This window comes from Sphingopyxis flava (assembly GCF_900168005.1).
In the GTDB taxonomy this organism is placed as follows: Bacteria; Pseudomonadota; Alphaproteobacteria; order Sphingomonadales; family Sphingomonadaceae; genus Sphingopyxis; species Sphingopyxis flava.
The window spans coordinates 136,402-149,622 of the sequence record NZ_FUYP01000001.1 but is presented as its reverse complement, the minus strand read 5'-3'; the positions used below and the strand labels follow the sequence as shown (position 1 = coordinate 149,622).

Below are 13,221 nucleotides of genomic sequence, written 5' to 3'. Positions count from 1 at the left end.
AGTTCAAGCAGACAATCAGGAGTGACGATGATGGTGGACCCCAATGGGATCGAGGGACTGGACGCGCAATTTATCGGCCGCGTGTCGCCGACCGCGCCGCGTATCCAGGCGGGCGGCCATCCCTGCCAGGGCATCTACTGGACCGAGGCCGGCAAGCGCCCGAAGGTCGCGATCATTGCCACTCATTATAATGTCGATTTCTCCGAACATTATATTGCTCCCTATTTCGCGCGGCAGGGCTTCGGCTTCCTCGGCTGGAACACACGCTACCGGGGGTTCGAGGATCAGTTTCTGCTCGAGCATGCAATCCTCGATATCGGGGTAGGCATGAAATGGCTGAAGGAAGAGGCGGGCGTTGAACAGATCGTAATCCTCGGCAACTCAGGAGGCGGCTCGCTGATGGGTGCGTACCAGGCCGAGGCGATTGCGCCGACCCTGACCGACCGCTTGCCCGCGGTGGGACAGGATGCACTTGCCGAGCTTATCAAGGGCGATCTTTACATAAGCTTCAACGCGCACCAGGGGCGCCCCGAAGTCCTCACGGACTGGATGGACGCCTCGGTCGTCGACGAGAATGACCCCGTTGCAACCGATCCTGAACTCGACCCTTTCAATCCTGACAATGGCCCGCCCTATTCGGCAGAATTCATCGCGAAATATCGCGCCGCGCAGCGTGCCCGCAACCAGCGGATCACCGACTGGGCGAAGGCCGAGCTTGGGCGTCTGAATGACGCAGGGATTCCCGATCGCATCTTTCCAATGTTTCGCTGCTGGGGCGACATCCGCTGCGTTGACCCCGCCATCGACCCATCCGACCGCAAGCCCAACTGGTGCTATCGCGGCGACCCTGCGGTCGCGAACCGTACGCCGAGCATTGGCCGCGCAAACATGATCAGGACATGGCTCAATATGTGGAGCCTTGAAACATCGCCCTGCCAGGGGCAACCGCACCTTGCAAAGCACGACACTCCAGCGCTCGTGGTCCAGGGAAGCGCCGATACCGGCGTATTCCCCAGCGACGCGCGCAAGATCTTCGACTTTCTGGGCACGAGCGACAAGCGGCTCGAGTTGATCCCCGGCGCCCATTATTTCGAGGATTCGATCGAAGAGCGCCAGAATGCAGCCGATCTCGTCGGCGCCTGGATCCGGGAGAAGCTCTGACGTGACGGCGAGCGCCGACATCGCCGAGCAATTGCGCGCCGCAGGGCTCGCGGGCGAGGGCGACCTCGTCCTCACGCCGCTGACCGGCGGCGTCTCGTGCGATGTCTGGAAGGCCGACACGCCCTCGGGCCCGATCGTCGTGAAACGTCCGCTTGCGCAGCTTCGCGTCGCCGCCGATTGGCACGCACCCGTCGAGCGCGGGACGAGCGAGGTTCGCTGGCTCAGGCGCGCCCGCAAGGTCAATCCCGCGATCGCGCCCGAGGTGCTGGCTGAACTGCCCGGTCACGCCTTTGCGATGCGCTTCCTTCCCGGCTGCCCGGTGTGGAAGGACGAATTGATGGCGGGGCGCATCGACAGCGGCTTTGCCGCGCAGGTCGGCGAGGGCATCGCTGCGGTCCACGCCGCGACGGCGGCGAGCGCGAGCGACCGCGCGGCCTTTCCCAACGACGCGATGTTCGCAGCGCTGCGCATCGATCCCTTCCTGCTCCATGTCGCGCAGCATGATGAAGAATTATCGCCCGCGCTCAGCGCGCTCGCTGGCGACCTTGCCTCGCGCAAGATTGCGCTCGTCCACGGTGACGTCAGCCCCAAGAATATCCTCGTCAGCGCGAAGGGCCCGGTGTTTCTCGACGCTGAGTGCGCGGTCTATGGGGACCCCGCCTTCGACCTTGGTTTCTGCGCGACGCACCTGCTCTTGAAGGCGGTCTGGTCGGACGATGCGCGCCTCAACGAGGCGGCAGCAACGCTCGTTGCGGCCTATCGCGCCCGAATCGACTGGGAGGATGCCGATGATTTGCTGCTGCGGGCGGGCAAGCTCACCGCGGCCCTCCTTCTCGCCCGCGTCGCGGGCAAATCGCCCGCACCCTATCTTACCGACCCTGAACTCAGGCGCATTGTGCGTGACCAGGCGCGCGCCCTGATCCTCGCGCCCAAAGCCGCCGACGCGCTTGTCTCTCAATGGAAAAGGACCTTAGCATGACCTCGCGTATCGCCTCTGTCACCGGTCGCCAGCTTTGGGATTCGCGCGGCAGGCCCACCGTCGAGGCCGAGGTGCTCCTTCAGTCGGGCGCCGTGGGCCGCGCTATTGCGCCCGCGGGCGCCTCGCGCGGTGCGCACGAGGCGATCGATCTTCGCGATGGCGGCACGGCCTTTGGCGGCTTTGGCGTCAATCGCGCGGTTGCCGGCATCGGATCGGAGATCGCGCATGCTCTCGCGGGCATGGACGCGGGCGACCAGGCCGCGATCGATGCGGCTCTGTGCGCGCTCGACAATACCACCAACAAGGCGCGGCTCGGCGCCAATGCCATCGTCGCGGTTTCAATGGCCGTGCTCCATGCCGCCGCCGCCCATGCGCGCGAACCGCTGTGGCGCTATCTTGCGAAGAGCGCGAAAGTGCGCATCCCGCTCCCCGAGATCCAGATTTTCGGGGGCGGCGCGCACGCTGGGCGCCGCACCGACGTACAGGATTTCATGGTCATGTGTCCAAAAGCCGGAAGCTTTCGCCGCGCGCTCGAGATCACCGGCGACGTCTATCGCGCGGCCGGGCGCCTGATGGAAGCAAAGGGGCCCCTTTCGGGCGTCGCCGATGAGGGTGGCTGGTGGCCCAATTTTGCCTCGAATGAGGATGCGCTCGATACGCTGACGAAGGCGATCGAGGCGAGCGGGCACCGCCCGGGCGAGGAGGTGTTCATCTCGCTCGACATCGCGGCGAACGAGCTTGGCGATGCGGGCGGGTATGAGCTCGCGCTCGATGAGGGACGCCTCTCGGGCGAAGCGATGGCCGCGCGGATTGTCGAATGGGCGCAGCGCTATCCGATCCTGTCGATCGAGGATCCTGCAGGCCAGGACGACTGGACGACGATGGCCGCCGTCACTGCCGAGATCGGCGATCGGGTCCAGATCATCGGCGACGATGTGCTCGTCACCAATGCAGCCCGCGTCGAACGCGCCGCCGAGGCCGAGGTGTGCAACGCAGCGCTGATCAAGGTCAATCAGGTGGGGACCGTGACCGAGGCCAGGGCAGCGCTCGATGCCGCGGCCGCGCGCGGCTGGGGCACGATCGTCTCCGCGCGCTCGGGTGAAAGCGAGGATGTCACCATAGCGCATCTCGCAACCGGCTGGGACGCCGGCCAGTTGAAGGTCGGCAGCTTCACTCGTTCCGAGCGCATGGCGAAGTGGAACGAAATGCTGCGCATCGAGGAGGCGGTGGGTCCCGACGCTGAATTTGCGGGCTTCTCGGCCTTCGCCGGGGCCATCGGCCGGGTGGCCGCATGATCGTTCTGCACGCCCGTCCAAGCCCGGGCTTTCGCGAGGCGGTGGATGCGATTTTCGGGTCCGGCGTCGTCGTCCATGTCGACGAGGCGGCGCCGCTCGACGCGGTGGCCCCGGACATCACTGCGCTGCTTCATGTCCTCACCCCGGTGACGCCCGAATTCATTGCCTCGGCGCCGAAATTGAAGCTGATCCAGAAGCTTGGCGTCGGCGTCAACACGATCGCACTCGATGCGGCGCGCGAGCACGGCGTCGCGGTCTGCAACATGCCGGGCACGAACAGCCAGGCGGTTGCCGAGATGGCGCTCTCGCTGATGTTCGCCGTCTTGCGCCGAACTTGCTTCTTCGACGCGCGCACGCGGGCGGGCGAGGGGTGGAGCGCGGACCCTTGCGAACTTGATCAGGTCGGTGAGATCGGCGGGCGCACCGTCGGGCTCGTGGGCTTTGGCCACTCGGCGCAGCTTTTGGCACCTGCGCTAGCGGCCCTGGGGGCGAAGATCGTCTATACGGCGCGCTCCCCGCGCGACGCGCCTTATGAATTTTGGCCGCTCGATCGGCTGCTTGGAGAAAGCGATATCGTATCGCTGCACATTCCGCTCACCGACGAGACGCGCGCCAGCATCGATCCCTTCGCGATGAAGAAGGGCGCGGTGCTCGTGAACACGGCGCGCGGCGAACTTGTCGCGGAAGCAAGACTCCTCGAGGCGCTGTCCTCGGGTCATTTGCGCGGCGCCGGGCTCGATGTGTTCGCCGAAGAGCCCCTGCCGCGCGGCCACCCGCTCTTCGGCCTCGCCAACGCCGTGCTCGCCCCGCATATTGCCTGGCTCACGCCCGAAACGCTTGGCCGCAGTCTGCGGGTTGCGCACGAAAATTGCCGCCGCCTCGCTGCGGGCGATAGGCTTCTCCATCAGGTGGTATGATGTCGCTTCCCATTGTTCTCATTACCGGCCAGCTTCTGACCGATGCGGTCTGGCAGCCCCTTGCCGACGTCTGGCGGGACCGCGAGATCATTATCGCTGACAATCAGAGCGACGACAGCATTGCAGGATTTGCCCAGCGACTGCTTGGCAAAGCGCCGGCAAAATTTATCCTCATCGCGCACGCGATGGGGGGCTTCGTCGCCTTTGAAGTGATGCGCCATGCGCCCGAGCGTGTGGCCAAGCTCGCGCTTATCTCGACGCTCGCCTCGGCAGATGGCCCGGCACAGACCGCGAGGCGTCAGGGCTATATCGATCTTGTCGAACGCGGCGCGTTTGCGCAAGTTGTCGAGGAACGCATCCCGATCCTGTTTCCCGAAGAGAAGCGCGGCGACGAGCGCCTCCTCGGCATCGCGCGTCAGATGGCCGCCGATACGGGCGCCGAGACGTTCCTTGCACAGCAGCGTGCAATCATGGGTCGGATCGACAGCCGCCCGCGCCTCGGCGAGATCGAGGTGCCGACCTTGCTTATTTGGGGCGAGAAGGACGGCATCACGAGCCGCGCGCATCATGAGGAGATCCGCGATGCCATCGCCGGAGCGCGGCTGGAGGTCGTGCCTGGAGCGGGCCACCTGCCGACAATCGAGGCACCCGAGATCGTGGAACCGCTGCTGAGCGCCTTCATCGAACGCTAGACAAGGCCGCGAGCCGTGGAAGGCGCGGGGCTACCCGGTGTCCGCGTGCCCCCACTGATAGTCGATTTTCCCGTTGAGCCGCCGCACCGCGACCCAGTCGCCGCCTGCGAGGCTGTCGTCCTCGATCAGCGCGATCACGCCCTCGGCAATGTCTTCAGGAGCGCAGGATTCATGATTTGCGAGAACAGCCTTCATCCATTCCGACTTGCCGCCAGCGCCGGTGGTATCAAGGATCGGCGTGTCGACGAGACCCGGGAGCATGCCCGCCACGCGGACACCGCATTCTTCCTTTAAGGGCGCGCAGCAGCGGGTGAACATCATCACCGCCGCCTTGGTCGTCGCGTACATGGTGTCATAAAAGCCCGTGCCGAGCGCGACGGTCGAGACGGTGTTGACGATGACGCCGCCGCCGCGTCTGCGCATCGCCTGCACCGCGAGCTGTGTCGCGGCGATCAAGGCCGTCAGATTGACATCGATGATCGCGCGGATGCGCGCTGCGTCGACATCCGGGAATTGCGGAAGGCCCGAGACGATGCCGGCGTTGTTGTGCAGGATGTCGACGTCGCCGTGCGCGGTAAACCACGCCTCGGTCGCACAAATGTCGGCGAGATCGAGCAGGTTGGCGCTCGCGCGAGAACCCGCTGCCTCGACCCGCCGCGCGGTATCGGCGAGCGCGGCCTCCTTGACGTCGACGAGCGCAATCTCGGCCGCGCCCCGCGCTGCCAGCATGATCGCGGTTGCGCGCCCGATCCCGCTCGCCGCGCCCGTCACGATCGCCTTCTTGCCTTGGATATCCATGGGGTTCCTCTCTCCGCTCCGTCGATTGACCGTAAAGCACATTGACAGATAAACTTAAATACCTAAGCATTTTCGGCGACGCGGAATCGAAAAGATGGGGAGAAGCATGACGCAGGCTGGGGTGGTCGAAGCGGGTACCGTGCCATCGGGCGGCGCGCTCGCGGTGCGGCGCAATCTCGCGCTTGCGATGCTGTTTCTCGTCGGCACGATCAATTTCGTCGACCGTCAGCTCCTTTCGGTGCTCGTCGAGCCGATCCGGGCCGAAATGCAGTTCAGCGATACCCAGTTCGGGCTGCTTACCGGGCTGGCCTTTGCGCTCTTTTATGCCGCGATGGGCGTCCCAGTCGCGATGATCGCCGATCGCTGGAACCGGGTGAAGCTGATCGGTATCGCGTGCGTCGTCTGGAGCGGTTTCACCGCGGCGTGCGGCATGGTGTCCAACTTCTGGCAGCTTGCCTTGATGCGCTTCGGTGTCGGGGCGGGAGAGGCGGGGGGGACCGCGCCGTCGCTATCGGTGATCGCCGACCTCTACCCACCGGCGCAGCGTCCGCTTGCAATCGGTCTCTTCACGCTCAACGGTCCATTTGGCGTTTTCGTCGGGGCTGCGTTCGGGGCCTGGGCGGCGGCCAATATCGGCTGGCGCGGCGCTTTCATGGTCATCGGGGGCGTGGGGATCCTCGTCGCGCCTCTCCTGATATGGCTGGTGCGCGAACCCGCCCGCGGCGCGATGGACGCGCAAAAGACTGCCGATGAAGCGCTTCCTTTCGCGCAGAGCCTCGCGATGTTCTGGCGCCGCGCGTCGCTGCGCATGGTCATGATCGGCAGCGGCCTTGCCGCCTTTGTAAGCTATGGCATGCTCAACTGGATTCCCGCTTTCCTGATGCGCACGCAAGGCATGCCGCTCGAGGCGATGGCGACCTGGTTCGCCCCTGCCGCGGGCATCACCTTTGGTGTCGGCATTTTGGGTGGCGGCTGGCTCGTCAGCCACGCCGCAAAGCGATCACCGCGCGCCTACGGCGCGATCCCGGCGCTCGCGAGTGGGGTGCTGATCCCGACTTTCGCCGCCGCGCTGCTCGTCGACAGCTGGCAGATTTCGCTGGCGCTGATGCTGGTTCCGATGGCGGCCTGCACGGCCTATGTCGCCCCCGCGCTGGCTCTGGTCCAGAACCTGACCCCGCCGCGCAGCCGCGCGACAGCCGCTGCTGTGCTGATGCTGATGTTCAACATCGTCGGCCTTGGCCTCGGCCCGCTGTTCATTGGCGTTGTCAGCGACGCACTCAAGCCCGCCCACGGCGATGAAAGCCTCCGCTGGGCGCTGATGACGATCATTCCTTTCGCTCTCGCGGCGGGTCTTGCGCAGTTCGCAATGACCCGCCACCTCGACAGGGATTTCGCTGAATGACCAAGGTGCGCGGAAAGACCGCGTTCATCACGGGCGCTGCGAGCGGGATCGGTCTTGCCACGGCGCGCGCGCTGGGCGCGAGGGGCGCGCGCGTCATTCTGGCCGACATCGACGGCGCCGGTGCGCGGGCGGCCGCGGACGGTCTTCGCGCCGAAGGACGCGACGCGCTCGGCGTCGAGCTTGACGTAACCGATGAGGCGAGCTGGGCGAAGGCGGGTGATGCAGCGCGCGATTTCGGCGCGGTGCGAATCCTGTTCAGCAATGCCGGTGTCGGCGGCGGATCGGGACCGTTTGAGCAATATGACACCGAGGTGTGGCGCTGGAACTATGCGGTAAACGCGCACGCGCATCTTTATGCCTGCCGCACCTTCCTCGGCGACATGAAGGCGAGCGGCGAGCCCAGCCATCTTGTCATGACCTCCTCGATGGTTGCGATTGTGCCGCCTCCCATCTCGGTCGCCTATATCAGTTCCAAATATGCAACGCTTGGCATTGCGATGGCGCTTCGCAACGAACTGGCCGAAAGCTCGGTCGATATCTCGGTGTTGATGCCGGGGATGTCCGCGACGCGGATCGTCGAGACAACGCGCAATCTGCGCCCGGCGCGCCAGGAAATCGGCAAGGCGGCAGCGACCAGCCAGGCGATGCAGGGCGTTCTCGCTGGCGGCATGTCGCCGGACCGGATCGCAGCGCGCGTCGTCGAGGCGATTGAAAAGGGCGAATATTGGATTTTCACCCATCCCGAATGGAAGGCGATGGCCGAACTGGTGACGCAGGATATGCTCGCTGCCTTCGGCCCCTCGGCCGACCCAGCATATAAGGGCGACGATATAGACGGACTGATCAGGGCCAACGGCGGCCGGATGTTCGGCGCTAAAGCTTGAAAGGAAAGATCATGGCGGAACTCGACGATATCCGGACGATGGCGACGCGCTTCTTCGACGCGATCGAGGCAGGCGATATCGATGCGATGCGCAATAGCTTCACCCCCGATGCCGAAATCTGGCACAATACCGATGAGAAGATCGTCACCCCTGCGCAGACGGCCGAGACGCTGACCGGCATGGTCGCGCGGATCAAGGACCGCGAATATGCCGAGCGGCGGCTTGCCGTTTTTCCCGGCGGCTTCGTTCAGCAGCACGTCCTCAAGGGGCGGCGCGTTCACGACGATGGCGCGGTGCGCCTCCCCTGCGCAATCGTGTGCAAGGTCGTGGATGGCAAGATCACCCGTCTCGACGAATATTTCGATTCAGCGCACGTCGCCGAGTTCCGCAAATTTGCAAACGCCTGAGGAGTTTTCGATGCCCGTTCTTCGCCAAGTTCCCCGCTCGGAGGTCACCGACGAGACCGTCCTTGCCTATTACAACCGACTGTTTGGCGACCGCGACCCCGTGGCGGAGCCCGGGACCGCGACGGGCACGCCCGGCGACTGGTGGACCGTCTTTGCGCTCTCGCCCGATATTTTCGAGCATGCGGTCAAGGGCTTTGCCGTTTATCGCAACCCGGCGCGCACGATCGACCCCGTGCTTCGCGAGCTTGGCCAGACGCGCGCCGGCTGGGTCAAAGGCAGCCAGTTCGTCTTTTCGCAGCATTGCAAGTCGCTCCGCGGCCTCGGCGTCAGCGAGGATAAGATCGCGGCCATCGCCTACTGGACTGTCGCCGACTGCTATAATGAGCAGGAGCGCGCGGTCCTCGCCTACGCTGACTGCTTGAGCCAGGCCGGCGGACGCGTGCCGCTTGAGGTGTTCGACAAGCTCAAGACCTTCTGGAACGATGAGCAGATTTTCGAATTCACCTACATCACCTGCCTTTATGACATGCACGCGGTGATCACCCGCGCGCTGCGCATGGAGTATGACGCGCGCGAGGACCCGATCGTCGAGATCGCCGCGCCCGAAGGTTTCAGCGCGGCGGACTTCCTCAGCGCGCCGCGGCCGCAATCCGAATGAGCGGCTTTGGCGTGCCCGAGGTCATCGCGAGGGGCCTTCGCTTTCCCGAAGGTCCCGTGCCGATGGCCGACGGATCCGTACTGCTCGTCGAGATCGCGCGCGGCACACTGACCCGTGTGGCGCCCGATGGCAGCCTCACGGTGGTCGCCGAGCTCGGCGGCGGGCCGAACGGGGTCGCGCTCGGCCCCGACGGAGCCGCCTATGTCTGCAACAATGGCGGCTTCCAGTGGGTCGAGGCGGGAGCGCTGCTCTTCCCCGGCCACGCGGCGAATGACGCAGCGTGCGGCTCGATCCAGCGCGTGGATCTCGTAACCGGGGCCGTCACGACGCTCTATGATGAGTTCGAGGGCGAGGCGCTCAAGGGGCCGAACGATATCGTCTTCGATGGCGAAGGCGGATTCTGGTTCACCGATCATGGGCAGGTCCGCGCGCGCGGCCGCGATCATGGCGCGATTTATTATGCCCGGGCCGATGGCTCCTATATCAGCCGTCAGCGCGCTGAGGTGATGGGGCCAAATGGCATCGGCCTCTCACCCGACGGGCGGACGCTCTATATGAGCGAGACGATGACTGCGCGGGTGTGGGCGATGGACGTCGTCGCGCCCGGCGAACTCGCGCCGCCGGGTGCCTGGTCGCCTGGCCGCTACGTCGGCACGCCGCCCGCCTTTCGATTGCTCGACAGCCTGGCGGTCGAGGAAAGCGGCCGTGTCTGTGTCGGCACGATGGTCGAGGGTGGGATCACCATTTTCGATCCCGAAGGGGGTGCGTGCGATTTCCTGCCGCTTCCGGACATCGGGATCACGAATATCGCCTTCGGCGGTGCCGATCGCCGCGACGCCTATATTACCGCCTCGACGACGGGCACGCTTTATCGTGTGCGATGGCCCCGACCCGGGCTTGCCTTGCGATAACCGTCAATTTAGTTGACAATTATCGCGTAAATCGTTAGGACATGTACTGAGAGGATGGCCATGAGATTTTTTACCAGCGTTGGTCCCAACCCCCGCGTCGTGGCGATTTTCATGGCGGAAAAGGGGATCAGTCTCCCTGAAGTCGTGGTCGATCTGCGGGGCGGCGAGAACCGGCGCGCACCCTATGCAGTCGAGGTCAATCCGGCAGGGCAGACTCCCGCGCTCGAGCTCGACGATGGCTCTATCCTTACCGAAATCACGGCGATCTGCGAATATCTCGAAGAGCGCTTTCCCGATCCTGTGCTGATCGGGTCAACCCCGGAGGAGCGTGCGGCAACGCGCATGTGGACGCGCCGCGTCGACCTCAAGATCTGCGAGCCGATGACCAACGGGTTCCGCTTTGCCGAAGGGCTGCCGCTTTTCGAATCCCGGATGCGCTGCCTTCCTGAAGCAGCGGCGGGGCTGAAGGCGGTCGCGCAGGACGGGCTCAAATGGCTCGATCCGCTGATCGCAGGGCGTGAGTTCATTGCCGGGGACCGCATCAGCCTTGCCGATATTCTGCTCTTTGCTTTTCTCGATTTCGGCGCCGGTGTGGGGCAGCCGATCGACCCCGCCAACGGCAATATTCTGCGCTGGTTCGAGGGCATGAAGGCCCGTCCCAGCGTCAATCCCAGCTAAGATAAAGGAGATGGATGATGGCACAGACGAACACCGAATTTGAATTTTGCGGCGTCAACCATTTGGCGCTTGTGTGCAAGGACATGGCCAAGACGGTCGAATTTTATCGCGACATCCTCGGGATGCCCCTGACCAAGACGATCGACCTGCCGGGCGGTCACGGCCAGCATTTCTTCTTCGACATCGGCAACGGCGATTCGCTGGCCTTTTTCTGGTTCCCCGATGCGCCCGAGGCGGCGCCGGGCGTGTCGGCTCCTGCCGCGCTGCCCACGCGGGGAAGCTTCGTGTCGGCGCACGGTTCGATGAACCACATCGCGATCAACGTGCGCGCCGAAAAGTTCGATGAATATTATCAGCGACTGATCGAAAAGGGTGTCGAAGTGACCCCGATCCTCAACCACGACAACTCGCCGACGCAGTCGTCGGCTGAGATGCATGAGGGTGTTTTCGTGCGCTCGGTCTATTTCTTCGACCCCGACGGCGTGTGCCTCGAATTCGCTGCGTGGACCAAGGTGCTCGACGAAAGCGACGTTGCGCACGACCCCGTGCGCGCCGACGGCAGCAAGGCCGAAGGAATGATCACGGGCCGCACGCCGGTTCCCGCGGAATAATTTTCTACCGAGAAGTCCTCTGGGCCCGGCGCTTGCGCCGGGCCTTTTTTGCGCCATCCCGTTCTTCTTGCCGCCGCTCGCCGGACGAAGCGAGGGGGCGGGCGGCATTTTTTCTTTTCGTCGCCGGGCGATGGCCCTGCATTGGCACCTTGATGCTCCCTCGAGCGCTCATGCTGCCGCGCGGCGCGTCTACCCGACGGCGCGCTCGCGGCCTTCCCAATAGGGAGCGCGAAGGTCCCGGCGCAGCACCTTGCCTGAAGGATTGCGCGGCAGAGCATCAAGGAAGTCGACGCTCTTGGGGGCCTTGTACGCGGCGATCCTCTCGCGCGCCCAGGCGATCACCGCGTCCGGGTCCGGCTCGGCACCCTTAACGGGGACAATGAGCGCCTTCACCGCTTCGCCCCATTTGTCGTCAGGGACTCCGATCACGGCGACGTCGGCGACGCCAGGACAGCCCATGATCGCGCTTTCGACTTCGGCGGGATAGACATTTTCGCCGCCCGAGACGATCATGTCCTTGATCCGGTCGTGGACGAAATAGAAGCCGTCGGCGTCGCGATATCCGACATCGCCCGTGTGCAGCCAGCCATCGATAACCGTCTCGCAGGTCGCCTCGGGTCGGTTCCAATATTCCTTCATGACGATGTCGCCGCGAATTGCGATTTCGCCGATCTCGCCATCGCCGAGCGGGCGCCCCTCGCCATTGAGGATCGCCATTTCGGTCTGCGGCCAGGGCTTGCCGCACGACGTCAGCTTGCCCGGCAGATCATGGGCGGCGGGCGACAGATAGGCGCCGCCGCCCGCGCTTTCGGTCATGCCATAAAATTGTACGAAGTCGCAGCCGAAGGTCGCACGCGCACGGCGAAGCACATCCTCCGCGATGGGCGAGGCTCCATAAGCGATCGAGCGGAGCTGCGAATAATCGCCGTCGGGTGCTTCGGCTTGCTGCAGCATCATCTGGATCATGGCGGGCGCGAGAAAGGCATGCGCCACCCGTTCCTCGGTGAGCATCCGGATGGCGTCGGGCGCGGCGAAGTCCTTGACCAGAACCAGCCGTCCGCCTTGCGCGAGGCCAGAAAAGCTGACGTTGGTTCCCGCGACGTGGAACAACGGCATGACGATCATCACCGTGTCGTCCTCGTCGTAGGCAAAGCCGTCGACTTCGCTCGCCATCTCGAGGAATCGCCGGTAATTTCTGTTGGCGAGCACAACGCCCTTCGGGCGTCCGGTGGTCCCGCTGGTGTAGAGCTGGAGCACATCGTCGCCAAGTTGCGGCTCGTCGGCCGGCGGCGCCGCAGGCGCATCGCCCAGCCAGGCGTCGAAGCTCTCGAAGGCCGGGTGCGCGCCATAAAGGGCTGTGAGGCGCGGTGGGGTCTCAAGCTCCGCAATCGCGGCAAGCGCGGTCTCGAAGAAATCCTCGCCGACGAACAATAGCTTCGGCGCTGCATCGCCGAGGATGAAGGCGATCTCGCCCGCTGCAAGCCTGCAGTTGATCGGTGCAAGGCAGGCGCGCGACCGCGCGGTTCCGAAGAAGAGAGGATACCAGGCGTCATGGTTCTTCGAGAGAACCGACACGCGGTCGCCCGGAACAACCGCCGACGCGATCAGCGCGTTGGCGACGCGGTTCGACTGCGCGTCGAGTTCGGCGAAGCTTGTTTCACGGGCGCCGAATTTTACCGCCACCGCGCCGCCGCGCTTTTGCGCCTGCGCTGCGGGGATGTCGGCCAGCGTCCTGATGGCATCCAAATCGATCATCGAGCTCTCCCACCGTCTGTTTCGCTTGAATTAGATAGAATACTAAGTAAAAACTGGCCAGTCCAAAAATTCG

Annotated in this window: 14 protein-coding genes; 12 read left to right on the top strand and 2 right to left on the bottom strand. The window is 64.6% G+C overall.

The genetic code is table 11. From position 1 onward, the window contains the following. Positions 1-30: 30 nt before the first annotated feature. Genes B5X69_RS00735 through B5X69_RS00715 form a run of 5 tightly spaced genes read left to right on the top strand, consistent with a single transcriptional unit; the run spans position 31 to position 5,044 of the window. Positions 31-1,161: an alpha/beta hydrolase gene (locus B5X69_RS00735; RefSeq protein ID WP_079636928.1), complete on the top strand. Its 1,131-nt coding sequence runs from the start codon at positions 31-33 to the stop codon at positions 1,159-1,161. A 1-nt stretch (position 1,162) separates the two neighbouring features. Next, positions 1,163-2,140 carry a phosphotransferase family protein gene (locus B5X69_RS00730; protein ID WP_245798491.1) on the top strand — a complete coding sequence of 326 codons (978 nt, stop codon included), beginning with the start codon at positions 1,163-1,165 and terminating at the stop codon, positions 2,138-2,140. Then, on the top strand, positions 2,137-3,435 hold the full coding sequence (eno, locus tag B5X69_RS00725) for a phosphopyruvate hydratase (RefSeq protein ID WP_079636746.1): 1,299 nt from the start codon (positions 2,137-2,139) through the stop codon (positions 3,433-3,435). The genes B5X69_RS00730 and eno overlap by 4 nt, the downstream gene beginning before the upstream one ends. Next, positions 3,432-4,352, top strand: coding sequence for an NAD(P)-dependent oxidoreductase (locus tag B5X69_RS00720; RefSeq protein WP_079636744.1), 921 nt, complete (start codon positions 3,432-3,434; stop codon positions 4,350-4,352). The genes eno and B5X69_RS00720 overlap by 4 nt, the downstream gene beginning before the upstream one ends. Then, a complete protein-coding gene (locus B5X69_RS00715; RefSeq protein ID WP_176141467.1) occupies positions 4,352-5,044 on the top strand; it encodes an alpha/beta fold hydrolase in 693 nt (230 codons plus the stop codon). Before B5X69_RS00720 ends, B5X69_RS00715 begins: the two co-directional genes overlap by 1 nt. 30 nt (positions 5,045-5,074) lie before the next feature. Here B5X69_RS00715 and B5X69_RS00710 read toward each other — a convergent pair whose 3' ends face one another. Beyond that, the gene (locus B5X69_RS00710; protein WP_176141466.1) at positions 5,075-5,842 is read right to left on the bottom strand and encodes an SDR family NAD(P)-dependent oxidoreductase; all 768 of its coding nucleotides are present in this window, start codon (positions 5,840-5,842) and stop codon (positions 5,075-5,077) included. 106 nt (positions 5,843-5,948) lie between these two features. Between B5X69_RS00710 and B5X69_RS00705 the strand changes: the two genes are divergently transcribed. The 7 genes from B5X69_RS00705 to B5X69_RS00675 are packed head-to-tail and all read left to right on the top strand — an operon-like array spanning position 5,949 to position 11,393. Continuing rightward, positions 5,949-7,244 carry a spinster family MFS transporter gene (locus B5X69_RS00705; RefSeq protein ID WP_176141465.1) on the top strand — a complete coding sequence of 432 codons (1,296 nt, stop codon included), beginning with the start codon at positions 5,949-5,951 and terminating at the stop codon, positions 7,242-7,244. Further along, positions 7,241-8,128 carry an SDR family NAD(P)-dependent oxidoreductase gene (locus B5X69_RS00700; protein WP_079636737.1) on the top strand — a complete coding sequence of 296 codons (888 nt, stop codon included), beginning with the start codon at positions 7,241-7,243 and terminating at the stop codon, positions 8,126-8,128. Before B5X69_RS00705 ends, B5X69_RS00700 begins: the two co-directional genes overlap by 4 nt. Positions 8,129-8,139: 11 nt before the next feature. After that, on the top strand, positions 8,140-8,535 hold the full coding sequence (locus B5X69_RS00695) for a nuclear transport factor 2 family protein (protein WP_079636734.1): 396 nt from the start codon (positions 8,140-8,142) through the stop codon (positions 8,533-8,535). A 10-nt stretch (positions 8,536-8,545) separates the two neighbouring features. Beyond that, positions 8,546-9,193, top strand: coding sequence for a carboxymuconolactone decarboxylase family protein (locus tag B5X69_RS00690; RefSeq protein ID WP_079636733.1), 648 nt, complete (start codon positions 8,546-8,548; stop codon positions 9,191-9,193). Continuing rightward, positions 9,190-10,104 carry an SMP-30/gluconolactonase/LRE family protein gene (locus B5X69_RS00685; protein WP_079636732.1) on the top strand — a complete coding sequence of 305 codons (915 nt, stop codon included), beginning with the start codon at positions 9,190-9,192 and terminating at the stop codon, positions 10,102-10,104. The genes B5X69_RS00690 and B5X69_RS00685 overlap by 4 nt, the downstream gene beginning before the upstream one ends. A 60-nt stretch (positions 10,105-10,164) precedes the next feature. Beyond that, positions 10,165-10,782: a glutathione S-transferase family protein gene (locus B5X69_RS00680; RefSeq protein ID WP_079636927.1), complete on the top strand. Its 618-nt coding sequence runs from the start codon at positions 10,165-10,167 to the stop codon at positions 10,780-10,782. A gap of 17 nt (positions 10,783-10,799) precedes the next feature. Next, a complete protein-coding gene (locus B5X69_RS00675) occupies positions 10,800-11,393 on the top strand; it encodes a VOC family protein (RefSeq protein WP_245798484.1) in 594 nt (197 codons plus the stop codon). A 189-nt stretch (positions 11,394-11,582) separates the two neighbouring features. On the opposite strand, the gene B5X69_RS00670 is transcribed toward B5X69_RS00675, so the two are convergent. Continuing rightward, the gene (locus B5X69_RS00670; RefSeq protein ID WP_079636728.1) at positions 11,583-13,148 is read right to left on the bottom strand and encodes a long-chain-fatty-acid--CoA ligase; all 1,566 of its coding nucleotides are present in this window, start codon (positions 13,146-13,148) and stop codon (positions 11,583-11,585) included. Positions 13,149-13,221: the final 73 nt, after the last annotated feature.

What these genes read in the sequence shown, in the direction of transcription:
- B5X69_RS00735 (WP_079636928.1), top strand. Translation starts at nt 31, where the DNA reads ATGGTGGACCCCAATGGGATCGAGGGACTGGACGCGCAATTTATCGGC.
- eno (WP_079636746.1), top strand. Translation starts at nt 2,137, where the DNA reads ATGACCTCGCGTATCGCCTCTGTCACCGGTCGCCAGCTTTGGGATTCG.
- B5X69_RS00720 (WP_079636744.1), top strand. Translation starts at nt 3,432, where the DNA reads ATGATCGTTCTGCACGCCCGTCCAAGCCCGGGCTTTCGCGAGGCGGTG.
- B5X69_RS00715 (WP_176141467.1), top strand. Translation starts at nt 4,352, where the DNA reads ATGTCGCTTCCCATTGTTCTCATTACCGGCCAGCTTCTGACCGATGCG.
- B5X69_RS00710 (WP_176141466.1), bottom strand. Translation starts at nt 5,842, where the DNA reads ATGGATATCCAAGGCAAGAAGGCGATCGTGACGGGCGCGGCGAGCGGG.
- B5X69_RS00705 (WP_176141465.1), top strand. Translation starts at nt 5,949, where the DNA reads ATGACGCAGGCTGGGGTGGTCGAAGCGGGTACCGTGCCATCGGGCGGC.
- B5X69_RS00700 (WP_079636737.1), top strand. Translation starts at nt 7,241, where the DNA reads ATGACCAAGGTGCGCGGAAAGACCGCGTTCATCACGGGCGCTGCGAGC.
- B5X69_RS00695 (WP_079636734.1), top strand. Translation starts at nt 8,140, where the DNA reads ATGGCGGAACTCGACGATATCCGGACGATGGCGACGCGCTTCTTCGAC.
- B5X69_RS00690 (WP_079636733.1), top strand. Translation starts at nt 8,546, where the DNA reads ATGCCCGTTCTTCGCCAAGTTCCCCGCTCGGAGGTCACCGACGAGACC.
- B5X69_RS00685 (WP_079636732.1), top strand. Translation starts at nt 9,190, where the DNA reads ATGAGCGGCTTTGGCGTGCCCGAGGTCATCGCGAGGGGCCTTCGCTTT.
- B5X69_RS00680 (WP_079636927.1), top strand. Translation starts at nt 10,165, where the DNA reads ATGAGATTTTTTACCAGCGTTGGTCCCAACCCCCGCGTCGTGGCGATT.
- B5X69_RS00675 (WP_245798484.1), top strand. Translation starts at nt 10,800, where the DNA reads ATGGCACAGACGAACACCGAATTTGAATTTTGCGGCGTCAACCATTTG.
- B5X69_RS00670 (WP_079636728.1), bottom strand. Translation starts at nt 13,148, where the DNA reads ATGATCGATTTGGATGCCATCAGGACGCTGGCCGACATCCCCGCAGCG.